Here is a 23,479-nt window from a genome sequence, read left to right as displayed (position 1 = left end):
TGGGTCAGATATTATATTGAGCAAAAATATGATGCCTATCCTTAAGGCTGGCTTTTGGAAAAAAAATCTTTTTCAATATGATGATGATATTGAAAATGAAGTAAGAATGTGTATGTATTGAGTAGATAATAACAAAAAACCACCGCAACAGCAGTGGTTTTATATTATAAGTTGTTTCATTTAAAAGGAAACTTCATTCACTTCTTTTCCTCTTTGAAAATTCATCATTTTCTGACTGCCTTTATAAGCAACGCTGACCAGGTTGATCTGCTTAGGAAAAGCGCTTAAAAGAATCGTATTTTTAATCTTTAGGGTAGTGATATCAGAAACCCCTCCGGTTTCAAAATACACCCATACAGTTTCTCCGCTTATCTGACTTCCGGTGAAGGTAATTGTTTTGGGAGCACCATTGACAAATACATCAAAATTATTGTTCACATATTTTTTCACTTCTGCTTCAAATCCTGCTGTGTTGGGATTGATTTTAATGGCATCAGAGATATGGCTTGTATTCATTTTTGTGGTAAACTTCAATGTCTTGCTTCCATCAATATAATCCACTTTGGTCATTGAAGAGAAAAAGTCTACATACATAAAACTCATTAACACAAAAAATGTTAAAATTCCTGATATATATAAAAGTTTTTTCATCTTAATTAATAGATTTACAATCATTCTTGCTAGTTATAGTTCACAAATAATATGCCAATTAAAAATTTACATTCACAGAATACTTATCATAAAAAGCTTTAATGTGTGCTACTGCCTCATCAGCAGTGTCTACCACACGATAAAGATCAAGATCATCTTCTGCAATCATTCCTTCTTTTAATAAGGTTGCCTTAAACCAGTCTAATAATCCACCCCAGAATTCAGTCCCCACCAATACGATGGGAAATTTACCGATTTTATTGGTTTGAATCAAAGTCATCGCTTCAGTAAGTTCATCCAATGTTCCGAAACCTCCCGGCATTACTACAAAGCCTTGGGAGTATTTTACAAACATTACTTTTCTCACGAAAAAGTAATCGAAGTTCATAGAATAGGATTTATTGATATAAGGATTGAAATGCTGTTCAAAAGGAAGATCGATATTAAGCCCGATGGATTTTCCTTTAGCATTAAAAGCTCCTTTATTTCCTGCCTCCATGATTCCCGGACCACCACCGGTAATAATTCCGAAACCTAGTTTTGTAATTTTCTCAGCAATTTCCACGGCCATGTCATAGTACTTATTTTCCGGCTTCAGACGTGCTGAACCAAATATAGATACACATGGGCCTATTTTTGCCAGTTTTTCATAGCCATCTACAAATTCTGCCATGATCTTGAAGACCATCCAGCTGTCCTTCGTGATCGTTTCATCCCATGTTTTTTGTCTGAAACTATTGTGAAGCTTTGTTTCGTTGCTATCTAATTCCGGGTTTACTAGACTTTCATCCCTCATTCCATCAATTTCCATTTGCAAAAATTATTTAAAATGTTTTTCAGCCTCTATTACAGATTCTGGTCTTCCAACATCTATAAGAATGCTGTCATGCAGAAAACCATGTATATGCTCAGTCTGCATCAGATCCAGATATTCTTCCATAACGGAGAATTTACCTTTTCTTTTTATTTTTTCAAAGATGACAGGATTGATACAATGAACCCCACTGAAAGCAAGAGCTTTAAACCCTTTATTGAATTCAGCAAGTCTCTGTTCACCTGTTTGTACATTCAGCCAACCTCTTAATACCAAATCATCATTGAAAAGGAGTTTTCTTGAACTTTCACGATCCGAAACCGCTAAAGTAGCAAAATCTTTTATTTTTTTATGATACTCTACCAATTCATTAATATTGATCTCAGTTAAAATATCAGCATTTAAAATTAAAAAATCTTCTCCATGATCAAGAAATCTTCTGGCAAAAATCAAGCCGCCTCCGGTTTCCAATAATTCGCTGGTTTCGTCGGAGATTTCAATGTTACAGCCGAAGTTATCATTTTTATTTAAAAAATCAACAATCTGATCCCCAAAATGATGAATATTAATAACAAAATCTGTTATTCCGAAGCTTTTCAGATAATTAATATTTCTTTCCAGAAGAGGAATACCATTCACCTTAGCCAGAGCTTTAGGATGATGATCTGTAAACGGCTTAAGCCTGGTGCCTTTTCCGGCAGCGAAAATAAGAGCCTTCATATAGTATAAGTAATGAGTGATTGGTAATGGATGAATAGTAAAATATTACTGATTACCCATTACTGATTACTAATGTTCAGTTGTGGTTGTTCATCGTGATGAATGGTTATCACGGTTCCGTTGGGATATTTTTCTTTGATGAATTCAGCTATTTTTATAGCAGAGTATACGGATCTGTGCTGTCCACCAGTACATCCGAAGTTGATCTGAAGGTTTTCAAAACCTCTCGCCAGATAATCGTCAATATTAATAGATACGAGAGATTTTATCAGTTCTAAGAACTTAGGCATTTCAGTTTTAGTTTCAAGATACTCCTGAACACCGATATCATTTCCCGTTTGGATTTTATATTCTTCAATTCTTCCGGGATTTAAAATTCCTCTGCAGTCAAAGGCAAAACCGCCTCCGTTTCCTGATTGATCTTTTGGAATTCCTCCTTTCTTGTACGAAAAACTGTGGATGTCTATGTGTAACATTTTCTTCTTTATTTTATTATTTGGGCTAGAACCACTAAGATATTTATAATCTTAATATTCTTAAAGCTTTAAAGCAGCTTACTGGTTCAAATTTAATATTTCTTTAATCTTCTGTTCTGTTTTACCAGAGGTCAATTGTTCAATGACTTTATTAAGTTCAGAATAATTTTTCATGTCTTCCCAGGAAGCCGCAAATTGTGTGATGTTTTGGATTCCTTTTTCAAGACTTGTCATAAAGTGTTGTTTCCTTTGAATTAAGCCTCTGAATCCATACGCTCCCAGAACCTGAAGAAATCTCATCATCTGAATTGGTTTAACCGATTCTTTTAGTTGATCTTGAGTTTTTTGATCTTCAAACAGCTGGATGTAAAAATTCAGCATTTCATTTTTAAAGTCTTCAGGAAAATCAGCTTTAGCCTGAAACAGGAATGAAATAACATCATACATCAAAGGACCTTTCATTGCCGATTGGTAATCGATAAAAGAAACTTCATCTTTTTCATTCACCATGATATTCCTTGCCTGAAAATCCCGGATCATAATGCCTTTGGGTTCCAGGTTTTCCACCAATGCTGATATCTTTTTAAATTCTTTCAGTAAAGTAGATTTATTATATTCCAGTTCCAGAACATCAGCTACAAAATTTTTAAAATAATAAAGATCATGAACAATAGGAAGTTCATCATAGCTTTCATATTCAAATGTGTTGGAGAAATCAATGATCTCCTGAGTCTGAATCTGTAGTGTAAAAAGTTTTTTCAGGGTTTGCTGTACCAAAGCCTTTACACGAACTGATAAATGCTCTTCTGTAATGATCTCCGATAAGGTCTGTTTTCCTAAAAACTCCTGTACATACATTTTCCTGTCCTCTGAAATAGCGAGAATAGAAGGAGTGTTAAGGTGAAGTTCAGAAAAAACGCTGGAATAGTAAAGAAAACTTTCATTTTCCGGGATATTCTCATTATAGGTGATAATGTATTGGTCAGTATCGGTTATGGCCAGAAAGTTGACCCTCGCAGAACCGCTTTGAGCTAAGGTGATGAATTCAGTGGATTTTTTACCGAGATGGGTTTCAAAAAATCGATTGGCGTTGTCAGAAGTCATAATAATATGGAAACAAATATACTAATTTAACACGAATAGTGTTAGGCTGGAAGAGGGAAGCTGGAAGAGGGGAGAATTAAGCATGAAAATATATGATGAGTCTTATTTTTGTAAGCTTTATTTGAAAGGTTTCGGGTAATTTTTCTTTGATTTATCACTGGGTAGTTGTTTTAAGCTTCCTATATCCGGTTTTTAATGGTATGTTTTAACTTTCTTGTTTCTCCTTCAGGTTATTACAGCCTAATTTTTATCTTTGTAATATGTTAAAGGACTTTAAGCCGGTGCTAGGAATTCTACTGCGCTTCATCATTATTTATCTGGTGTTGCTTGTTGCGTATCAATTTTATCTCAATGCGGGTAAGGATTCCGGTTTGGATCCTTTTTCAGGAATTATTGCCCACCAGGCGAGTGCGGTACAAAATGTTTTAGGTTATCCGTCCCAACTGTACAATGATGTGAAGAATGAGCAGGTCTGGTTTTATGTAAAGAAGCAATATGTAACAAGAATGGTGGAAGGCTGTAACGCTATTTCTGTCATGATCCTCTTTGTATCCTTTGTTTTTGCTTTTTATAAAGGAGCTAAAACATTTGTTTTTGTGCTGACGGGGCTGGTTTTACTTTATATTATCAATCTTTTACGCATTGTAGGATTAAATATTGTGATGGCAGAACACAAAGAATATGGTAAAATGTTCCATGATTTTGTTTTCCCGGCAGCGATTTATGGTAGTGTGGTTTTACTTTGGTTAATCTGGATTAAATTCTTTGCTTTAAAACATGAAAATTCTTAGCTGGCTTCTGGTTATTTCAGGCATCTGTGGCTTGATAGGAGTAAGGGTAATGGAAGATAAAATATTTTATGATCCGTTTCTGGATTACTTCCATGAGGCCAATAAAAATATTGCATTTCCTGCATTTGAATGGGGAAAATTAGTGGGAGGCTATCTTTTTAGATTTGCTCTTAATCTGTTTTTCTCATGCCTGATTATTCAGGGCTTATTTAAAAATAAACAATGGACTATACAGGGCGCTTTGATGATTCTTATCATTTTCCTGATTACCTTTCCTATTTATCTGTATTGTATTCAGAACAGATTTGAAATTGGGTATCTTTTTTCTTTTTATATGAGAAGATTTGTGATTCAGCCCTTAATTATACTGCTGATTGTTCCGATGTTTTACTATAGAAAACAAATGGATCGTAAATAAAGAAGGCTGAGTAAGCAAATAAGGATAAGTAATACCCTTATATTTTTGCTTTCTCAGCCTTTTTAAATTTTATATATTTTCTAGTCTACAGTGTGTTTATCTACACGGGTTACATTGTCTGCGGTCCATTCCACTCTTTTTACAAAATCTTTTTGGCGAACAGGGCAGTTTGTAATCTGGCATACCGGGCATGAAATAGGCTTACAGTCATCCATGTGAAAATTAAATTCGATGTTTCTTTTGATGTTCTTAGCCAAAAGAATAATGACTTTTTCCATTTCATTGTGAGCATCACGAAGGTCGTAATACCAGGGTAGGGTAATATGGGCATCAATATGAAGCGAGGCTCCAAACTGTTGGATTTTCATATTGTGTACATCAATCCATTCTGTATGCCTGTTTGCTTCAAGGATTCTGATTACCTGATGCAGTATTTCCGGATCCTGTTCGTCCATAATACCGCTTAATGATTTCCGGACAATTTTATAGCCTACAAATATGATATAAAGCCCAAATATCAAAGCAACAACAGAATCCAGCCAATAAATTCTGGTAAAGTAAACAATAATTAAACTGGCTACTACTCCAAGGGTTGTGATGGTATCTGATTGCAGGTGTTTTCCGGAAGAAATAAGAACCAATGAATTTTCTTTTTGCCCTTTCTTTATAGAAATATATCCCAGAAGATAGTTGACAACAGCTGTTGCGGCAATGATCCAGATTCCTAAGTCAATTTTGCTCAGGGTTTTTCCTATGATAAGGCTGGATATGCCTTCATAGATGATCATAAGTCCTGCAATGGCAATCAAGGCGCCTTCAATACCAGAAGTGACGAATTCAACCTTTCCGTGGCCATAAGGATGGTCTTCATCTTTAGGTTTTGCGGCAAGGTGAAGTGAATATAATCCCATAAATGCACTGATGACATTCACAATACTCTCCATGGCGTCAGAGAATACTGCATCGGAATTGGTAAGCTTCCAGGCAACGATCTTTCCAACGAAGAGGATAACTCCAAAAGTGGCAATGATCTTTTGGAATCCTATTTTTTCTTTGTGGGTATTCTTCGGGGTATTCATACTATGTTTGATAAAAAAAAGAATCTCAATTCTGAGACTCTTTTTTATTTTGTTAGTTTATACTAAGTTGTTTGCTACAAGGTATTCTGCGATTTGTACAGCGTTGGTTGCTGCTCCTTTCCTCAGGTTGTCTGCTACGATCCAAAGGTTGAGCGTTTTCGGCTGTGAGAGATCCCGTCTTATCCTTCCTACAAAGACTTCATCTTTTCCTTCTGAGTATAAAGGCATTGGGTAGTGGTTGTTTTTCACGTCATCCATTACGATTACTCCAGGTGTTTCAGATAAGATCTTTCTTACTTCATCCAGCTCAAATTCGTTTTCGAATTCAATGTTTACACTTTCTGAGTGACCTCCCTGAACTGGAACTCTTACGGCTGTTGCAGTTAAATTGAATGTATCATCGCCAAGGATTTTCTTAGGCTCCTTCATCAACTTAATTTCTTCTTTAGTATAATCGTCTTCAGCAAACACATCACAGTGTGGCAATGCATTTTTGAAAATCTGATATGGATATACTTTAGCAGCAGAATCATCACCGTTGATTTCTCCGTTTAACTGGTCAACCGCTGCTTTACCCGTTCCTGTTACAGATTGGTAAGTAGAAACAATTACTCTTTTTAAATCATATTTTTTGTTCAAAGGTCCTAAAACCATTACCAACTGAATGGTAGAACAATTTGGATTTGCAATGATCTTGTCTTCTTTAGTCAGTACATCTGCGTTAATTTCAGGAACGACTAATTTTTTATCAGGATCCATTCTCCATGCTGAAGAGTTGTCGATAACTGTTACTCCAGCTTCTGCAAATAAAGGGGCAAACTCAAGAGAAGTAGAACCTCCAGCAGAAAAGATAGCAATATCCGGTTTGGCAGCTATAGCGTCCTTCATGCTTACAATTGTAAATTCCTTCTGTTTATACTTCACCTTTTTACCTACAGATTTTTCGGAAGCTACCGGAATTAATTCTGTTACAGGGAAGTTCCTTTCTTCCAAAACTTTAAGCATAACTTGTCCAACCATTCCTGTTGAACCTACTACAGCTACTTTCATTGATTTAATTAAAAATTTAAGATTAAACTATTTATAAATTATAACGCATATAATTTCTTTGTCTGTTTTAAGCTCCAAAGACTTTTGCCCAAGGGAATGCGAAGGCAAATAAACCTACCGCAATTAATCCCATAATTGTAACGCCAAGGGAAATTGTATCATTAGATTTTACTTTTTTATTAACGATAGTCATTAATACTGCCGCAATAAGCATAGAGAATGGATGTTCAACATATTGGAATCTTAATGCCGCATTTTTCATAACCTCTCCCATATTCAATCCTCCGCTAAAAGTAGTAACCAACATGATGATTCCTATTAGAAACTGAACGTGGAAGAAGATCATTGTGAAAAGGGTAGTTTTCTTTAAAAACTTATTCACTTTCCCGCTGAAACCAAACATGGTAGCCAAAAGAGCAATGATAAATAATGCAACCAAAAGAAGCTCGAGATACCCAAAACCTTTATGGGCACTCAATAAAATCTTGTAAAAATCCATAATCTATTTTTTTGTAGACAAAGATAACAAAAATCCCGGCTCAAAGCCGGGATTCATATTTATAAAATCTAATATTGTGATAATTAGAAGTTGAATGATAGAGTAGCAGTCCAAGTTCTACCGAATCCGAAGAATACCTGGTTCGATGCATCTAATCCTTTGTAGAAGTTTTTAGGATTGTTGATATAAGCATCATATTGTTGTTGAGCCGTAGCTGTAGAAGTAGCTGTAAAATCACCTACTGTTTTAACATGGTTACTTGTATTAGATTCTGCAATATAAGTTGTATCAAACAAGTTATATACATTTCCTCTAATTGTAAAGTACTGCTTATTGTTTAGATTTATTTTATAAGAAAGACCTAAATCAAATAAGTTAAAGCTTGGTAATTTTAATGTTCCTCTATTAGCAGCAGCCTGAGTTCTAAAGTTGAAAGCATCTAAACTTGCATATAAATTGTTGGTATTTCTCCATGTAGCATCAAAGCTTAGATTTTTAACAGGTCTTACAGTAAGCCCTAATGAAGCTGTCATTTGAGCTGCATCTCCTACTTTTACTTTATCTAAGTATAATGTAGTTTCGTTGCTTGTGCTTCCTGGGAAGTTAAGAGGTAAATTTGTACTGTCTTCAAAAAGAGCTGCAGTTGCATTTCCTTTATAATACCAATCTCCAAGAGAGAACATACCATTAACTGTTAATAGCTTGTTCAGGTTATAGCTTGCATCAACTTCTACCCCCATGTGAACCTCGTTTAATCCGTTCATTTCTACATAGGCTGTTTTTCCTGCTACAACATCTCTTACACCGCTTCTTCTAAGATATCTGTCATCCCAAGAAGTTCTGTAAAGGTTAACGTTAGCATTGAAGTTTGAAGATCTGAATCCATATCCGATTTCTGCACCAAATATTTTTTCATTTTTAAGATCTGAAGAAACAATATTTTCATTACTTCTGTATACTGCATTGAAGAAAGGTTGCTTTTCGTAGTATCCAATATTTCCAAAAACATTATGCTGCTCGTTGATGTTATAGTTAACACCTGCTTTAACGTTATATCCAAAAAGATTTTTGAATCCTGTTTTAGTATTCATGATCTCTCCTTTTTTAGATTTTGAAACTCCATCTATAATGAAGTTATCAATTCTTTGGAATCCTTGGTTAGATACTGACCCTTGAATGAATGCAGAGACTTTGTCGCTTGTGTATTCAAACTGACCGAAAGCTCCGTACCAAAGTACTTCACCATCGTTACTATAACCAATTTGATTGTTGATATTATCGATTTTTCCTCCGAATGGGTTCCAGCTAGCTTCTGGCTTAGATACTGCTGTTACTAAGTTAGGTGGAATGTTTTTGTTGTTTTTATCAAGATATCCGCTTGCTCCCAATAAATCAGTTACTGACTGATAGTGGTAACCATAGTAGTATCTTGCATCAATACCTGCAGAAAACTTAAATTTATCGTTGATTGTATGATTGAAACTAGAAATTACACCAAACCAGTTGTGTGAGTTGATAGATGCGTTTCTGATAAGAACACCTTTGTCAGGAGTTGAAGCCTGGTTAGCAGCAAAAACATCATCCATATTATACAAGCCTGTGGTTTGATTTCTAAAGCTGTTTAAACTTTTTCCATTTGCAGTACCAGTCGTGTTTGTTCCACCACCTCTACCAAAAGATGCATAGAATACGGTATTAAGTTTTGATTTTTCACTCATTGACCAGTCCCAGTTTAGAGACATTACAGGCTTATGGTAATAATTAACTCTTGTCGCGTATTCTTGTCCATTAAGGTACCCCCAATCTGAGTTATATCTTCTGTTTGGAGTTCCGTCATTATCAGGATTGAATCTTATATAATCTGAAATAGTAATTGCATATGATCTTTGGTTGTGCCATTGAGGAGCACCAGTAATTGTAAACTGGAAATCATGGTTACCTCCCGGTTTTTTATATCCTAATGCAAAATAATAATTGTATCCTTCGAACTTTGTTCCGTCAGCATACATAGATCCTGCAGTTCTACTCATTAAGAATGAAGAAGACCATCCTTTTTCAGATCTTCCAGTATTGTAAGCAAAAAGAGATTTTACATAGTCATTATTTCCAACTGCTAGAGAAACTATTCCGCCTTGCTTTTTGTCAGCAGCTCTTGTAAGAATGTTTACAGTACCACCTACAGAAGCAATTGCTAATTTGGATGATCCAAGACCTCTTTGTACCTGCATTGCAGAAGTTACATCAGATAGCCCAGCCCAATTTGACCAGTAAACTGATCCTCCTTCCATATCGTTTACAGGCATACCGTTTACCATTACGGCAATATTGTTTTGGTTGAATCCTCTAATATTTAATTTAGAGTCTCCAAAACCACCTCCACCTTTTGTAGCATAAACGGATGGAGTTGTGTTTAGGATCTCAGGAAATTCCTGATTACCCAATTTTTCAACAATCTGTGCTTCTTTAATTGTTGAAACTGCTACTGGAGTCTTTCTATCTTTAGCGATATCGGCAACACCAGTTAATACAACTTGTTCAATATCATTGGACTTAATTTTTGTAGAGTCCTGAACTTGTTGAGCATAATAGACACTAGCTGTAGATAAAGTAATTACTGCAGTTAGCATCGATTTGTTGATTAATTTCATAATCGTTAGTAATAATTAGATTTAATTTTCTGCAAAATTCGCAAAATATATTTTAACTATTATTAACTCAATGTTAATTTTTAATCAGTCTTAATAATGTTAATCGATTGAATGTCAGTGAAATGGGTAAAAAACGACTTTTTGTATGAAAAAAGTCATGTTATTGATTTTTTAATAAAGGTGAGGTGTTTTTGTTAAAAATTCAACGCTATTTCACTGCTTTGAGACTCAAATCTATATTCTCAGCAGAGTGTGTTAAAGCCCCTACAGAGATATAAGTTACCCCTGTTGATGCAATTTCTTTAAGCATGTCACGGGTAATTCCACCGGATGCTTCTGACTCAGTTGAGCCATTTATCATTTTCACAGCTTTCTTCATCATTTTAACATCCATGTTATCAAGCATAATTCTGTCAACTTTTGCATTGATGGCTTCCTGAACTTCTTCCAGATTTCTGGTTTCAACTTCAATTTTTAACTTTTTCTTGGTCTTTTTAACATAATCCTTGGCCATTTTTACGGCATTAGTAATGCTTCCGTTGTAATCAATATGATTATCTTTAAGCATAATCATATCATAAAGACCGTATCGGTGATTGGTTCCACCACCAATAGCTACCGCCCATTTTTCACACATTCTGAAATTAGGAGTCGTTTTTCTGGTATCTAAAAGTTTGGTTTTGGTTCCTATCAATCTTGAATCCCAATCATGAGTAAGTGTTGCAATACCACTCATTCTCTGCATACAGTTAAGAACAAATCTCTCTGTGGAAAGGATGGATCTGGCACTTCCGGTTACAATAAGGGCTACGTCTCCTACTTTACATGGAACTCCATCTTTGATGAAGGTTTCTACTTTAAGATTTTTATCAAACGTTTTGAAAATGATTTCTGCCAATTCTACTCCTGCAAGAATACAGTCTTGTTTTACAAGTAACTTAGCACTTTGTTGAAGATCTTCAGGAATTGTGGAAAGGGTAGAATGGTCTCCATCCTGAATGTCTTCTTCAAGGGCATTTTTTATGAATGTTTTTAATGCTTTATCTGTAACGTAGCTTGGTCTTTTCATGATGGTATGCTTTTAGGCTAAATCTTTATTGTAAAATGCTCCTTTGTTTTCTGTCATTTCCATAGATTGGATAATGATGAGGTGAGCAACGGTGGTCAGGTTTCTTAATTCTGATAACTGTGGAGAAAGAATAGAGTAGTGGTAGATCTCATCAACGGCTGCTGCAATCTCCTGATGCTTTTGTAAAGCCATATTCAGACGTCTGTTGCTTCTTACAATTCCTACCAGGTCGCTCATCATTTCCTGAAGCTGCTTTCTCAGGTAGCTAACGATGACCATTTCATCCATGATCTTCATTCCTTCTTCGTTCCATTCCGGAACGGCTTTTAAATCATCAAAGTTGAATAGGTTTTCATTAAGAAGTGATACTGTTTTCATGGCAGCGTTGTGTCCGAAAACTAATCCTTCCAGTAAAGAATTTGAAGCTAGTCTGTTGGCGCCATGTAATCCGGAATTGGTACATTCTCCCACTGCAAAAAGATTTCTGATAGAAGATTGGCCGTCTCTGTCTACTTCAATGCCTCCCATAAGATAATGACATGCTGGTACAACGGGAATTAATTGGGTGAACGGATCAATGCCTTCGTCTTTACACTTCTTATAAATATTCGGAAAATGTTCTAAAAATTTTTCATGATTCATTTCCTTGCAATCTAAACCGACAAATTCGTCTCCGGTAATTTTCATTTCGGCGTCAATAGCTCTTGCAACAATATCCCTTGATGCAAGTTCTTCACGTTCATCATATTTATGCATGAATTTTTCGCCTCTTTTGGTTCTTAATTTAGCTCCGTCTCCACGAACGGCTTCTGAAATTAAAAACAACATTCCATCCATTTTGCTGTACAAAGCTGTCGGGTGGAACTGATAATACTGCATATTGGAAACCTTTCCTTTGGCGCGGGCTACGAAAGCGATTCCGTCGCCTGTGGCAATAGTGGGGTTGGTTGTATTTTTATAAACATGTCCGGCACCTCCTGTGGCTGCCAATGTGATTTTGGAAGTGATTTTCTTGATAGTTTTGGATTTCTCATCCAGAATATAGGCACCATAGCAATGAATATCTCCTTCATTAAGCTCTTTTCCAGGAACATGGTGCTGGGTAATGATATCAATTACATAGTGGTGATCCAGAATTTCAATATTGGGACTGTTTTTGGCTGTTTCCAATAATGCTCTTTCGATTTCAAAACCTGTGATATCTTTATGGTGGACGATTCTGTTTTCGGTATGACCTCCTTCTCTTCCCAGAGCGAATTTTCCGTTTTTCATATCAAACTGGGCACCCCATTCTACAATTTCATTGAATCTTGCAGGAGCTTCCTTTACCACCATTTCCACTACGTCGCGTTTGTTTTCTCCGTCACCGGCACGCATAGTGTCTTCTATATGTTTCTCAAAATTGTCATTCTGAAAGTCGGTAACTACAGCAAGGCCACCCTGTGCATATTTGGTATTGCTTTCGTCTTCATCAGACTTTGTGACAATAATGATTTTGGCATCAGGGAGTTGTTCAGAAACTTTAATGGCATAGGAAAGTCCGGAAATACCGGAACCGATTACTAATACATCCGCTTTTATCATGTGCTTGCTTTAGATACAATCATTTAAATATTAAATAAATTTAAACAATTTTTCGTTTGGTTTTCTTACTTTTTTCATGTGCTGGAAGTAATCTTCTTCAGAACGGTAGCCTAAAGCGAGGGTAACGGTTACTTTTTCTGTTTCGGGATTGATATTCAGAATCTCTTCTATCAGATCCTGTCGGAAACCTTCCATTGGGCATGAATCTATGTTTTCAATCGCTGCAGCGTACATCAGATTGGCTAATACGATATATGACTGCTTTTCGGCCCAGTTGAAAATTTCATCCTGTGTTTTTTGATTGATATGCTGCTTAATGCTGTTTTTGAATGGATCAAGCTGCTCAAGAGGAGTTTCTCTTACCTCGGAAATATGGTTGAAATATCCCTTGATATAGTTCTCTTCAATTGTTTTCTTTGAAATAATGACAATAAGATGAGAACATGTAGAGATCTGAGATGGGTTATAAAAAGCAGGAATTAACTTCTGCTTCATTTCTTCACTTTCAACAACAACGATCTTGTATGGCTGAAGCCCAAGAGAGCTTGCAGACAGTTTTCCTGACTCAAGAATGTTGTGTAGTGTTTCCTGAGGAATAATTTGAGTATTAAATTTTTTTACAGAATATCTTCTGCTTAAAGCTTCCAAATAATTCATAGGACAAATTTAAGCATTGAATATGAATAAAGGGACTTTTAAAAGGAAATATATCCGCTTAATTTAAAGCAAAAAATCACCCTGCATAGCAGAGTGACTCTTTTAATATGAATGATAAATGTGATTAATTTCTGTTTTTAACAATGATCCAGCCTGTAAAGTTGATAAGGGTATTCTTGTTATTATTATGCTCATTCCATGAAACGGAATACCAGTAACTTCCAGTAGGTACTTTTCTTCCGTTGGCTGTACCATTCCATCTGTAGCCATTGGTTTTATCTGCCTTGAAAACCTGTACCCCGTACCTGTCATAAATGTTGACATCCAGATTGGGCTTAATTGCAAGAGCTGAATAATCAATGGTATCATTAATGCCGTCCTCATTGGGAGTAATGATATTAACAAGATTAGGAATCGTTACATTGATTATAATAGGTTCGCAGTTATAATTATCCTTTACATATATTTTAGCTATTCCTCTTGTAATATTGGTGAATACATTGGAATCCTGCCAGGTTATATTGTCTAATGAATATTGATAAGGAGGCATTCCTCCATTAACGTGAACGGTGACATTTGTTCCGGAAATATCTATGCTGGAGATAACCGGACTTTCTGATGGGATTACTTTTACGGTTTGTGTAGTGATACATTCTCCGGTTTTTAATTTTACCCAATATATGCCAACACCAACGTTTTTAATAGACTGTGTAGTAGCTCCTGTGCTCCATTCGTAACTTTTGAATCCTGGACCCGCATCCAATGTTGTTTTACTTGCCATACAGATAATTTTGTCATTTAATACTCTTGAAGGAGTCGGAGGATTAACTGTTAGAGTGAGTTTAGCAACTGAAAAGCATCCGGTGGTATCAAAAACTTTAACGTAAGCAACTCCATTAGGAGCAATGTATGCACCCGGGTTTGTTATTTCGTTTGTTCCGTTAAGAGCGTCTGTTAATGATGGATAGTATTTTTTTGTAAATGCTGCCGGGTTCGGAACTACACCTGCATTGATAAGATTAAAAGAGGCTGTTAATGGATTGCTTTCTATAAAACATGATTCTATATTAACATCATGAACGGTTACAACCGGATGGGTCTTCAGGGTAATTTTAGCCGTGCTTACGCATCCCTGTGATGTAATTACCCTTACGTAGATAATTCCTGGGGGAGCGGTATACGCTGCCGGATTAGGAATTTGGTTTGTGCTGGCATTCAGATCATAGATGCTTGGATAAAATTCTTTGGTAACACCGGTCAAGGTAGTAACTGCCGCTGAATTAAGATCAAATATTCCAACTCCGCCATTGTTATTGTTACATTCGGTAAGAGTAGCGTCTGTTGCTGCAAATGGTGTGGGCTCCAGTTGTATGATGCCATCTCCATTATCACAAAGTGTTGACGTGGGATCTTTAACAATTACTTTAATGGTGGTATTACCTGTATATTGAAAGCTGGTAGGATTGGCAATAGGGGTGGCAGATCCCAATAGGTAATAACTGAAAATATAGTTTCCGGGATTGTTTACAAATTGTGTATTGTATGATGTAAGGTCTACGGTTCCATTTCCTGTTGCAGGATTGGTACAAACAAATGGTTTTATAGTATTGTTTAAAATAGGAACTTTATCTACATAAACCTTTGCATTCTGAATAGAATGTCTGGCACTGGCGCCTCCTGTTGCAGCTGAAAAACCAAAATATCCTTGTGACATCCCTACGGCATTCCCAGAAGGAGCAAATGACTGGTCTGCGATGAGAACACCGTCTATTTTGATTTTAATAATCCAGTTTGTGGGATTGGTAAGGTCTGTTTCCCCGTTTACTTCAACGTGTTTGTAAGTGCTGCCTACAAAGGGCTGTGTGGGATTCAGGTCCGGAGAATGAAATGTGCTGCCTGGAGTATTGTTGTATTCTATATTGCTGCCGGCAGTATTGTTTGTACCATATAAAACGTGTACTTTACTCATCTGGCCCTCTGTAGTATTATTAAAAATATCAAAACCTACCATTAGTCCTGATGCATTGGCTGGAATTCCTAGACCTCCTCCTGATACAAAACCTGTTGGAGGATTAGCCAGATACCAGAATGTAAAGCCATCTCCACGTCCGAACTGTGTTGTTCCGTTTCCGTCAATTCTAAAATCAAATTCTACTTTCCATTTATCACAATAGCTTAAGGTAATTGGGGTAGATAGTTTTATAGCTCCATACTTGCTTGTTTGGTCTGTAGTAAGTCTTATAAAATCTCCGCTTACAACAGCATCTGAAACAAGATCCCAACCTGTAGTATTTACAGGGTTTCCGGTAAGTTGATAGGTTTGAGAATAAGTTTTTTCTGGCAAGCATAGTAAAATACCCAGTAAAAAAAAGAGTAGATTTTTTTTCATAGTGGAAGGATTGTGACGTTGTTATTTGTATTAATGTTTATTCCATATTTTTTACTAATACCCAGCCTGAGTATTTTGTTTCCGTATTGTTTTTATTGTTTTCATTCCATGAGATTGTATACCAATAAGTAGCAGAAGGTATCTTTTTACCATAAGCTTTTCCATCCCAAGTGTAATTTCTTATTTTGTTCGCTTCATAAAGTTTATTTCCGTATCTGTCATATACTGTGAAGACTAAGTTTTTCTTGTAAGCCAAAGCAGAATAATCAATGAAATCATTTTTGTTATCACCATTAGGGGTGATCGCATTGATGAGGTTGGGAACTGTAATCTGAACTTCTGTAGGTGGGCAGTTATACAGGTCTTTTACAAAAACCTTTACTTCACCTCTGGCCAAACCTGTGAACGTATTTGATATCTGCCAGTTGGTTCCGTCTAATGAATACTGATAAGGCGGTGTTCCTCCTGAAACATTAACGGAAATTGTATTATTATGAATGTCAATGTTGGAGATTACAGGATTTGGAGCAGGTTTTACATTGATAATCTGAGTTGTGAAACAGTTTCCTGTTCTGAGTTTAACCCAGTAGGTTCCTAAACTCACATCCTTTATGGCGGAAGTAGTAGCTCCAGTGCTCCATATATATTCGTCAAAGCCTGGTCCTGCATCCAGATCTGTTTTATTTTCGATACAAATAGTTTTATCTTTAAGAATAGCTGATTTAACTGGGGGGAGTACTGCAAGGTTGATCTTAGCAATTGCAAAACAGCTATTAGCATCCGTCACTTTTACGTATACCGCTGTACTGGTTGATGTATATTGATAAGGATCAGTGATCTCATTAGTGTCATTAAGCGCATTAGCAATTGTAGTGTAATATTTCTTACTGACACCGCTGGTTAGTGAAGTGACATTTGCTGTGGTCAAATTAAAAATAGCATTTGTGATATTGTTTTCAATAAAACAGGATTGTATAGTAGCTTCCTTTACTGGAGTGTCGGGATAGAAAGTAAGATCAATTTTTGCAGAGCCGGTACATCCCAGAGGAGTGGTTACTTTTACGTAAACTGTTCCTGGTGCAGAAATATAATTATCCGGATTTGAAATCTCATTAGCTCCGGAATTTAAATCACTGAGTGTTTTGTAATATTTCTTTGTGACTCCCGGAACATCTGTGACATTGGCTGAGTTTAGGTTGAAAGTAGCAGTTCCTTTTTTATTGTTATTACATTCAGTAAGTGTTTTGTCATTAGCCTTAAAAGGGCTTAGGTCCAGCTGGATTTTTCCATCAGGATTGTCACAAAGCACTCCTGCATTATCTTTAATAACAATGGTTATTGTTTTGTTGGTGTTAAATTCATAATTGCTAGGATTAGCTATAGGTGTAGAGCTTCCCTGAGGATAATAAGTAAAAGTATAATTTCCTGGATTGGCAACAAATTGAGCGTTGAAGTCAGTTAGATTCACGCTTCCAAATCCGGTCGTAGGATTAGGGCAGAATGACTGAGTTGCTAAGGTCTTTAAAATGGAGACTTTGTCGGTATATATTTTTACATTTTTAATAGAATGCTTAGCGCTTGCAGCTCCGGTAGATGCTGAAAATCCAAAATATCCCTGAGTCATAGTGGCTGCTCCTGCTGAAGGAATGAATGTTTGTGATGTAATTGTGCTGCCGTCTATCTTTACCGTAATGATCCAGTTGGTTGGTGTATTGGGATCTGTTATTCCTGTAACTTCAACATGTTTATAAGTGGATCCTACGAAAGGTTGAGTAGAATTAAGGTCAGCTGAATGGAATGAACTTCCTGCTGTGTTGTAATATTCTAACCCATTTGAATCTGTTGTATTGGGAACTACTCCGTAGGCAACATGAACCTTACTCATCAGGCCGCCCCCTGCCATATTATTGTAGATATCAAAACCTATGATAAGACCCGTTGCGTTTTGTGGAATTCCCAATCCTGCTCCTTGTTGACTGGTAATAGGAGGATTGGCAAGATACCAGAATGCAAATCCATCTCCTTTGCCGGAAGAAGTTCCGTTTCCATCAATTCTAAAATCAAATTCAACTCTCCACTTGTCACAATACTTTAAATTAATGGGATCGTTTAGTTTTATGGCACCTGCTTTATTGGTTAAGTCATCGGTGAGCATGATGAAATCTGTATTTGCAGCTGCGCTAGGTACTATAGTCCATCCTGTCGTGTTGATCGGATTTCCGGTGAGTTGATAGGTCTGGGCAAAGGATTTTCCAGACAGGGTAAATAAAAGAATAGAGAAATAAAACAATAAATTTTTATTCATTTCACTGGGATTTAGACGGTGTAAATATATTAAATCCTAATCAATAAATATGTATTTAATGTTAATTTTGTTAAAAAAATTAATTATTATTCAAAAAACATTGTTTTTTTATGGTAAAGTAGTAAATCTTGTACGTGTTATTATGGATTTATGTTAATTAAATTAAAAGAGCGAATTATTTTCCAATCCTTCAAAGTAAGTATCAATTTCAAGATCTGCAGAGCCTGCTGCAGCCACTGCTAATTTGTCACAAAGCTCATTCTCAAAATGCCCGGCATGGCCTTTTACCCAATGCATTGTAGGTTTATGGATGTTGTATTGCTCTATAAATTTCTTCCAGAGGTCAGGGTTTTTTACATTTTTCCAGCCTCTCTTAATCCATCCGGTGATCCAGTTCTGATTAACAGCATCTGCTACATACTTGCTGTCAGTATAAACATGAATGTCATTTTCTGTAGATTTCAGTTTTTCCAGTGCTGAAATTACAGCCAGAAGTTCCATTCTGTTATTTGTGGTTTTACGAAATCCCTTAGAGAATGTTTTTTGGTAGTTTTTTTCGGGAACGCGCATGAGAATTCCATATCCGCCTTTTCCCGGATTTCCGCTGCATGCACCGTCTGTATAAATTTCGATTCTCAAATCTGTTGTATAATTGAATTGTATTAAACTGATGATATTACAAAAATGGGGTGAAATCTTTTAATGAAGAAGATTTCATTTTTATATTGAGTTCCTGTAAGTTTTAGGGTTGATTCTAAAGTCTAAAACGGAAAATCATCATCATCATCAAAATCATTCATAGATGATCCTGAAAGTTTTGAACTGTCCGGAAGATCAAATGCTGCTCCCGGTTGTATTGTTGTCTTGATTTTATCAAAACCACTTGGCTCACCAAAATTTGAAGGGTATCCACCACCCATGCCTCCATCAAGGGCTGCTTCAATGTCACCGAATTTTGCAAAATGCTTTAAGAAAGATAATCTGACATCAGCCGTTGCGCCATTCCTGTGTTTTGCGATAATTAGTTCCGCCTGGTTTTCAGTAGATGTTTCCTGTCCTTCTTCATCATTATCCCATACCGTAATTTTATAATATTCAGGTCTGAAAATGAAAGATACAATATCCGCATCCTGCTCAATCGCACCAGATTCCCTCAGGTCAGAAAGCTGAGGTCTTTTTCCCGGACGGGTTTCCACACTTCTCGAAAGCTGAGAAAGAGCAATAACGGGTACGTTCAATTCTTTTGCAATAGCCTTTAATGAACGGGAAATCATGGAAATCTCCTGTTCACGGTTTCCAACTCCTTTTCCGCTGCTGCCGGCTGTCATCAGCTGAAGGTAATCGACCATGATCAGCCTTACCCCGTGCTGCATTACAAGTCTTCGGCATTTTGCACGGAAGTCAAAGATGGAAAGTGATGGGGTTTCATCAATATATAAAGGAGCATTTTCCAATTCAGATACATTGGAAAATAATCTCTGCCACTCTTCATCGTCAAGAGTTCCTTTTCTAAGTTTTTCGGAAGAAATTCTTGTTTCAGAGGCAATCATTCTGGTGATAAGCTGTACAGATGCCATCTCGAGAGAGAATAGGGCCATTGGGATTTTGTGGCCTACCGCAATATTTCTTGCCATCGAAAGAAGGAATGCCGTTTTACCCATTGCCGGACGTGCTGCAATGATAATAAGGTCAGAATTCTGCCAGCCTCCGGTTTCTTTGTCCACGTCTCTGAATCCTGAAGGAACTCCGGAAAGACCTTGTTTGTCTTTTAAAGATTTGATGGTGTCAATAGCCTGTTTTACCAATGAGTTGGCGGTATCGAATCCCTTTTTAATTGTTCCGTTCGTGATTTCAAAGAAAGACTGTTCTGCTTTATCCAGAAGTTCAAATACATCAGTTGATTCTTTATATGAGGAATCAATCACATTCGCGGAAACATTAATAAGACTTCTTAAAATATATTTTTCAAGAATAACGCGGACGTGATACTCAATATGGGCAGATGAACTTACTCCCATAGTAAGGTCGATAATATAATGATCTCCACCTGCCTGACTTAATTTATCTTCTTTTTTAAGTTCCTGTATGATTGTCATTAAGTCTACCGGATGGTTGCCTTCATAAAGCTTCAAAATAGTAGAGAAAATTACCTGATGTCTGGGATCATAAAATACTTCCGAGGTAAGAAGGTCAATGGAATGGTCAAGACCCTTTTTGTCAATCAAAAAAGTTCCGATAACAAGTCTTTCAAAATCCACTGCATTAGGAGGCATCTTCCCATCCGCAATAGATAGCTCTTTTGCAAAGTTTCCGTGGGTAAGGGATGATAATGTTTCTTTCTGCGCCATGGTGCAAAGATAGCTTATTTAAAAAATATTTAAAAAATAGTATTCAACAAATTATTAGCAGTCTTTGTGAAAATACGACCAATAGGGTGTTGAGGGTGTTGATAAAAAAATCACCTCGAGTGAGGTGATTTTTTTATGATATGGATTAGGAATTACTCTCTGTTTTTTACAATAATCCATCCTGAGAATTTGAAAGGAGTGTTCTTTCTGTCGTTCTCATTCCAGGTTAAAGAATACCAGTAAGTACCTGTCGGTATTTTCTTGCCGCCAATAGTTCCATCCCATTTGTATCCGTTGGATTTATCAGCCTGGTGAATTTTCACACCATATCTGTCGAAGATGTTCAGTGTCAGATTCTGTTTGTCTGCAATTGCTGAATAATCCAGAGTGTCATTGATACCATCTCCGTTTGGTGTAATAACATTTACAATATTAGGAACCAATACTGAAACCACAATAGGGTCACAATTATAGGCGTCTTTTACGTAAACCTTATAGCTTCCTCTTGGAAGATTGTTAAACACATTGGTATCCTGCCAAACAACATTGTCTATAGAATATTTATAATCAGGTGTACCCCCTAGTACATTTACAGTTAATGTAGTAGTTGCAATATCAATACTTGCTATTACAGGTTGTTCAGATGGATATATACTTACAGATTGTTTAGTGACACATTCACCAGTTGTAAGTTTTACCCAATAAGTACCTACTCCTACATTACTGATGACTTGTGTAGTTGCTCCGGTGCTCCATTCATATTTTTTGAATCCAGGTCCTGCATCCAAAGTGGTTTTATCTTCCATACAGATGATTTTATCCTTAAGGACATTGGAAGTTACCGGAGGAAGTACTTTAAGTGCTACTTTAGTTACATTGAAACATCCGCGGTTGTCATATACTCTTACGTATACTACGCCGGTTGGTGCGATATAGGTTTTAGGATTTGTGATTTCATTAGTAGCATCTACAGCATCGGCCATTGAAGGGTAATATTTCTTCTCTGTGCCGGAAGCTGGTGTGTTAACAGGAGCGTTATCGAGATTAAACAGACCTGTAGAAGGGTTAGATTCTATGAAACATGCTGTGAGTTCAGCGCCATCCAGGACTTCTACCAGTGGATAGAATTTTAATTTAATTTCTGTAATAGTTATACAGCTAAATTCATTCGTTGCTTTTACAAAGACAGATCCTTCTGCGGCAACATATTGATAAGGGTTGGTTATTTCGTTGGTGCCATGGGAAAGATCATACATTGAAGGATAATACTTTACCGTAAGGTTAGGGGTAAGACCTATGGTTGCAGTTGATAGGTCATATAGCGCTGTCCCTGACTTGTTGTTACTACATGACGTAAGGGTTGCGTCGGTAAGTTTGAATGACCTGTCCACAAAATTAATGTCTCCAAATTCCCTACACTGATTTAAAAAGCTGACAGGTTTGGTTGGATCTGCGTAAGAAATAGAATAAGTATATTTTGTTGTCGTGTTAACTGGAATAGGACTTGTGATAGGGTCATAATCATTCATTGCATCAACAGCACTACGATAATATTTTATAACAAAATTAGGATTGTTGTTTCTGATATGATTTGATAATGTAGAAAAATCAAAAGTTACAGGATCACCACAAATGTCAATATCACCATCTAGTTTAGCACCAGGCTTTAAAAATGGAAAAGGCTGGTAAATTTTTAATGAGTTGTTGTCAAATGGAGTAAGTAGCGTTGCTGTTCCTCCAAAGCTTAATTTAAAAGGAGCAATTTCTGTGGAATAGTTATTTAAAAGTAAATGATATACTTCTCCAGGAAGTACATCAATGTATTTAACAAAGCCGATTCCACCACCTCCTTCTGTGGTTTCTGTGGCGGTCATATTAAGACCGGTAAGAGGTCTGTTTATTAAGTTGCCCATTCCCGCATATGAACATCTTAAAGGGGTTTCTCTGGGGTTGCTACAGCTGTGGTTAGGTCCATATAATGCAAAGTCGTAATCAATGTCATAGGCCTTAGGTCCCAGGGGGGTGATAAGGAAGGTTAGAGTTCCTGCTGTTTGTATGCTGAAGGTAAACCAGATAGAATTACTCTCAGTGCTTAGACAGCCGCTTCCTTCTTTTACGCTTCCACTTCCATTTGGTTTTAATGAGATTTCTGCATCGCTGCATATAGGGATTGCTGTGATGCAATCCTGTTGTGCAAAAACCATTTGGGTGATGAAAATTAGAAAAACCAGTAGATATTTTTTCATTTTGACCGATTTAAAATTGAATCCTTAAAGTAAATTATTTGTTTCTTGGGATAAGTTGCTTACCCCATCCTGGTACAGAGTCCAAGGTTGTAAATCCTGTTGCAGCTTTTTGGTATTGAGTCTCAGCCTCAGTAGTGTTACCTGATTTTTCAGCTGATTTTGCTTTTAGGATTGCCAGTCTTGGATTGTTCGGATCAGCACTTTCTGCTTTTGAAATATATGCTGAAACCAATTGCGCCGCTTTTGCCGGATCATTGTAGATATCCATCTGTATGCTTTGTAATGTAATAAGGCCCAGGAGAATATTGTTTTCCGGATTGTCCGGCTGGGAAAGTGATACTCCAAGAGCGAATTTTTCGGCTGTAGTAATGGCTTGTGATGCTGAAGCAGGAGATTTTTTTGATAAAAGTTCTCCCTTAAGATACATAGACGCAGCAGCATAGTAAAAAGCCTGCCATTTTTCAGAAGTGTTAGTCTCTGTGAATTTCTTAAACAATTTGTCGTAGTCACCTTCAGTGTTGATGGTGTTGAGTTGTGAAGCGCTTTGTTGTAATACTTTGTCAGTGAAAGCCTGAGCGCTTACACATAAACTGGTCACGAAAAAGCTTAAAATAAATAAAAGTTTATTCAT

20 protein-coding genes are annotated in these 23,479 nt (G+C 36.6%); 2 read left to right on the top strand and 18 right to left on the bottom strand.

Translation table 11 applies throughout. The annotated features are described in order from the left end of the window. Window positions 1–180 precede the first annotated feature (180 nt). From WH267_RS05305 to WH267_RS05285, 5 genes are all read right to left on the bottom strand, one after another. Entirely contained in the window at window positions 181–651 is a 471-nt protein-coding gene (locus WH267_RS05305; protein WP_228438434.1) for a DUF6702 family protein, read from the bottom strand. Between the two features lie 58 nt (window positions 652–709). Next, a complete protein-coding gene (locus WH267_RS05300) occupies window positions 710–1,447 on the bottom strand; it encodes an LOG family protein (RefSeq protein WP_115968641.1) in 738 nt (245 codons plus the stop codon). 24 nt (window positions 1,448–1,471) lie between these two features. Beyond that, complete coding sequence (locus WH267_RS05295) at window positions 1,472–2,185, bottom strand: nucleotidyltransferase family protein (RefSeq protein ID WP_340006296.1); 714 nt, start codon at window positions 2,183–2,185, stop codon at window positions 1,472–1,474. A 59-nt stretch (window positions 2,186–2,244) separates the two neighbouring features. Next, on the bottom strand, window positions 2,245–2,661 hold the full coding sequence (locus WH267_RS05290) for a RapZ C-terminal domain-containing protein (RefSeq protein ID WP_340006294.1): 417 nt from the start codon (window positions 2,659–2,661) through the stop codon (window positions 2,245–2,247). Window positions 2,662–2,739: 78 nt separating this feature from the next. Next, window positions 2,740–3,765 carry an aminoglycoside phosphotransferase family protein gene (locus tag WH267_RS05285; protein ID WP_340006292.1) on the bottom strand — a complete coding sequence of 342 codons (1,026 nt, stop codon included), beginning with the start codon at window positions 3,763–3,765 and terminating at the stop codon, window positions 2,740–2,742. A 260-nt stretch (window positions 3,766–4,025) separates the two neighbouring features. On the opposite strand from WH267_RS05285, the gene xrtF reads away from it, so the two are divergent. Then, window positions 4,026–4,556 (top strand): exosortase family protein XrtF, encoded by a 531-nt coding sequence (gene xrtF, locus WH267_RS05280; RefSeq protein ID WP_340006290.1) that lies wholly within the window; start codon window positions 4,026–4,028, stop codon window positions 4,554–4,556. Next, on the top strand, window positions 4,543–4,974 hold the full coding sequence (locus WH267_RS05275) for an exosortase F system-associated membrane protein (RefSeq protein ID WP_115968140.1): 432 nt from the start codon (window positions 4,543–4,545) through the stop codon (window positions 4,972–4,974). The genes xrtF and WH267_RS05275 overlap by 14 nt, the downstream gene beginning before the upstream one ends. Window positions 4,975–5,054: 80 nt before the next feature. Here WH267_RS05275 and WH267_RS05270 read toward each other — a convergent pair whose 3' ends face one another. The 13 genes from WH267_RS05270 to WH267_RS05210 form a co-directional block, all read right to left on the bottom strand. After that, on the bottom strand, window positions 5,055–6,053 hold the full coding sequence (locus WH267_RS05270) for a cation diffusion facilitator family transporter (RefSeq protein ID WP_340006287.1): 999 nt from the start codon (window positions 6,051–6,053) through the stop codon (window positions 5,055–5,057). A gap of 57 nt (window positions 6,054–6,110) precedes the next feature. Next, the gene (locus WH267_RS05265) at window positions 6,111–7,103 is read right to left on the bottom strand and encodes an aspartate-semialdehyde dehydrogenase (protein ID WP_340006286.1); all 993 of its coding nucleotides are present in this window, start codon (window positions 7,101–7,103) and stop codon (window positions 6,111–6,113) included. 67 nt (window positions 7,104–7,170) lie between these two features. Next, the gene (locus WH267_RS05260; RefSeq protein WP_123320453.1) at window positions 7,171–7,602 is read right to left on the bottom strand and encodes a hypothetical protein; all 432 of its coding nucleotides are present in this window, start codon (window positions 7,600–7,602) and stop codon (window positions 7,171–7,173) included. A gap of 83 nt (window positions 7,603–7,685) precedes the next feature. Next, window positions 7,686–10,250, bottom strand: a complete 2,565-nt coding sequence (locus WH267_RS05255; protein WP_340006283.1) for a TonB-dependent receptor — start codon at window positions 10,248–10,250, stop codon at window positions 7,686–7,688. Between the two features lie 208 nt (window positions 10,251–10,458). Continuing rightward, window positions 10,459–11,319, bottom strand: a complete 861-nt coding sequence (gene nadC / locus WH267_RS05250; protein ID WP_340006281.1) for a carboxylating nicotinate-nucleotide diphosphorylase — start codon at window positions 11,317–11,319, stop codon at window positions 10,459–10,461. A gap of 12 nt (window positions 11,320–11,331) precedes the next feature. After that, complete coding sequence (nadB, locus tag WH267_RS05245; protein ID WP_340006279.1) at window positions 11,332–12,903, bottom strand: L-aspartate oxidase; 1,572 nt, start codon at window positions 12,901–12,903, stop codon at window positions 11,332–11,334. 30 nt (window positions 12,904–12,933) lie between these two features. Beyond that, window positions 12,934–13,560 carry an NAD(P)H-dependent oxidoreductase gene (locus tag WH267_RS05240; protein ID WP_115968127.1) on the bottom strand — a complete coding sequence of 209 codons (627 nt, stop codon included), beginning with the start codon at window positions 13,558–13,560 and terminating at the stop codon, window positions 12,934–12,936. A 124-nt stretch (window positions 13,561–13,684) separates the two neighbouring features. Further along, a complete protein-coding gene (locus tag WH267_RS05235) occupies window positions 13,685–15,949 on the bottom strand; it encodes a T9SS type B sorting domain-containing protein (RefSeq protein WP_340006277.1) in 2,265 nt (754 codons plus the stop codon). Between the two features lie 37 nt (window positions 15,950–15,986). Then, the gene (locus WH267_RS05230) at window positions 15,987–18,254 is read right to left on the bottom strand and encodes a T9SS type B sorting domain-containing protein (RefSeq protein ID WP_340006275.1); all 2,268 of its coding nucleotides are present in this window, start codon (window positions 18,252–18,254) and stop codon (window positions 15,987–15,989) included. 162 nt (window positions 18,255–18,416) lie between these two features. After that, complete coding sequence (gene rnhA, locus WH267_RS05225) at window positions 18,417–18,893, bottom strand: ribonuclease HI (RefSeq protein ID WP_115968123.1); 477 nt, start codon at window positions 18,891–18,893, stop codon at window positions 18,417–18,419. A 122-nt stretch (window positions 18,894–19,015) separates the two neighbouring features. Further along, entirely contained in the window at window positions 19,016–20,602 is a 1,587-nt protein-coding gene (gene dnaB / locus WH267_RS05220) for a replicative DNA helicase (RefSeq protein ID WP_340006271.1), read from the bottom strand. 152 nt (window positions 20,603–20,754) lie between these two features. Next, window positions 20,755–22,848, bottom strand: a complete 2,094-nt coding sequence (locus WH267_RS05215) for a T9SS type B sorting domain-containing protein (protein WP_123320460.1) — start codon at window positions 22,846–22,848, stop codon at window positions 20,755–20,757. Between the two features lie 34 nt (window positions 22,849–22,882). Further along, window positions 22,883–23,479, bottom strand: a complete 597-nt coding sequence (locus WH267_RS05210; protein ID WP_340006269.1) for a tetratricopeptide repeat protein — start codon at window positions 23,477–23,479, stop codon at window positions 22,883–22,885.

This window comes from Chryseobacterium sp. MYb328, assembly GCF_037572595.1.
GTDB classification, from domain to species: domain Bacteria; phylum Bacteroidota; class Bacteroidia; order Flavobacteriales; family Weeksellaceae; genus Chryseobacterium; species Chryseobacterium pennae.
The sequence above is the reverse complement of the archived record's forward strand: the minus strand, read 5'-3'. Positions and strand labels throughout refer to the sequence as shown.

What these genes read in the sequence shown, in the direction of transcription:
- WH267_RS05305 (WP_228438434.1), bottom strand. Translation starts at nt 651, where the DNA reads ATGAAAAAACTTTTATATATATCAGGAATTTTAACATTTTTTGTGTTA.
- WH267_RS05300 (WP_115968641.1), bottom strand. Translation starts at nt 1,447, where the DNA reads ATGAGGGATGAAAGTCTAGTAAACCCGGAATTAGATAGCAACGAAACA.
- WH267_RS05295 (WP_340006296.1), bottom strand. Translation starts at nt 2,185, where the DNA reads ATGAAGGCTCTTATTTTCGCTGCCGGAAAAGGCACCAGGCTTAAGCCG.
- WH267_RS05290 (WP_340006294.1), bottom strand. Translation starts at nt 2,661, where the DNA reads ATGTTACACATAGACATCCACAGTTTTTCGTACAAGAAAGGAGGAATT.
- WH267_RS05285 (WP_340006292.1), bottom strand. Translation starts at nt 3,765, where the DNA reads ATGACTTCTGACAACGCCAATCGATTTTTTGAAACCCATCTCGGTAAA.
- xrtF (WP_340006290.1), top strand. Translation starts at nt 4,026, where the DNA reads ATGTTAAAGGACTTTAAGCCGGTGCTAGGAATTCTACTGCGCTTCATC.
- WH267_RS05275 (WP_115968140.1), top strand. Translation starts at nt 4,543, where the DNA reads ATGAAAATTCTTAGCTGGCTTCTGGTTATTTCAGGCATCTGTGGCTTG.
- WH267_RS05270 (WP_340006287.1), bottom strand. Translation starts at nt 6,053, where the DNA reads ATGAATACCCCGAAGAATACCCACAAAGAAAAAATAGGATTCCAAAAG.
- WH267_RS05265 (WP_340006286.1), bottom strand. Translation starts at nt 7,103, where the DNA reads ATGAAAGTAGCTGTAGTAGGTTCAACAGGAATGGTTGGACAAGTTATG.
- WH267_RS05260 (WP_123320453.1), bottom strand. Translation starts at nt 7,602, where the DNA reads ATGGATTTTTACAAGATTTTATTGAGTGCCCATAAAGGTTTTGGGTAT.
- WH267_RS05255 (WP_340006283.1), bottom strand. Translation starts at nt 10,250, where the DNA reads ATGAAATTAATCAACAAATCGATGCTAACTGCAGTAATTACTTTATCT.
- nadC (WP_340006281.1), bottom strand. Translation starts at nt 11,319, where the DNA reads ATGAAAAGACCAAGCTACGTTACAGATAAAGCATTAAAAACATTCATA.
- nadB (WP_340006279.1), bottom strand. Translation starts at nt 12,903, where the DNA reads ATGATAAAAGCGGATGTATTAGTAATCGGTTCCGGTATTTCCGGACTT.
- WH267_RS05240 (WP_115968127.1), bottom strand. Translation starts at nt 13,560, where the DNA reads ATGAATTATTTGGAAGCTTTAAGCAGAAGATATTCTGTAAAAAAATTT.
- WH267_RS05235 (WP_340006277.1), bottom strand. Translation starts at nt 15,949, where the DNA reads ATGAAAAAAAATCTACTCTTTTTTTTACTGGGTATTTTACTATGCTTG.
- WH267_RS05230 (WP_340006275.1), bottom strand. Translation starts at nt 18,254, where the DNA reads ATGAATAAAAATTTATTGTTTTATTTCTCTATTCTTTTATTTACCCTG.
- dnaB (WP_340006271.1), bottom strand. Translation starts at nt 20,602, where the DNA reads ATGGCGCAGAAAGAAACATTATCATCCCTTACCCACGGAAACTTTGCA.
- WH267_RS05215 (WP_123320460.1), bottom strand. Translation starts at nt 22,848, where the DNA reads ATGAAAAAATATCTACTGGTTTTTCTAATTTTCATCACCCAAATGGTT.
- WH267_RS05210 (WP_340006269.1), bottom strand. Translation starts at nt 23,479, where the DNA reads ATGAATAAACTTTTATTTATTTTAAGCTTTTTCGTGACCAGTTTATGT.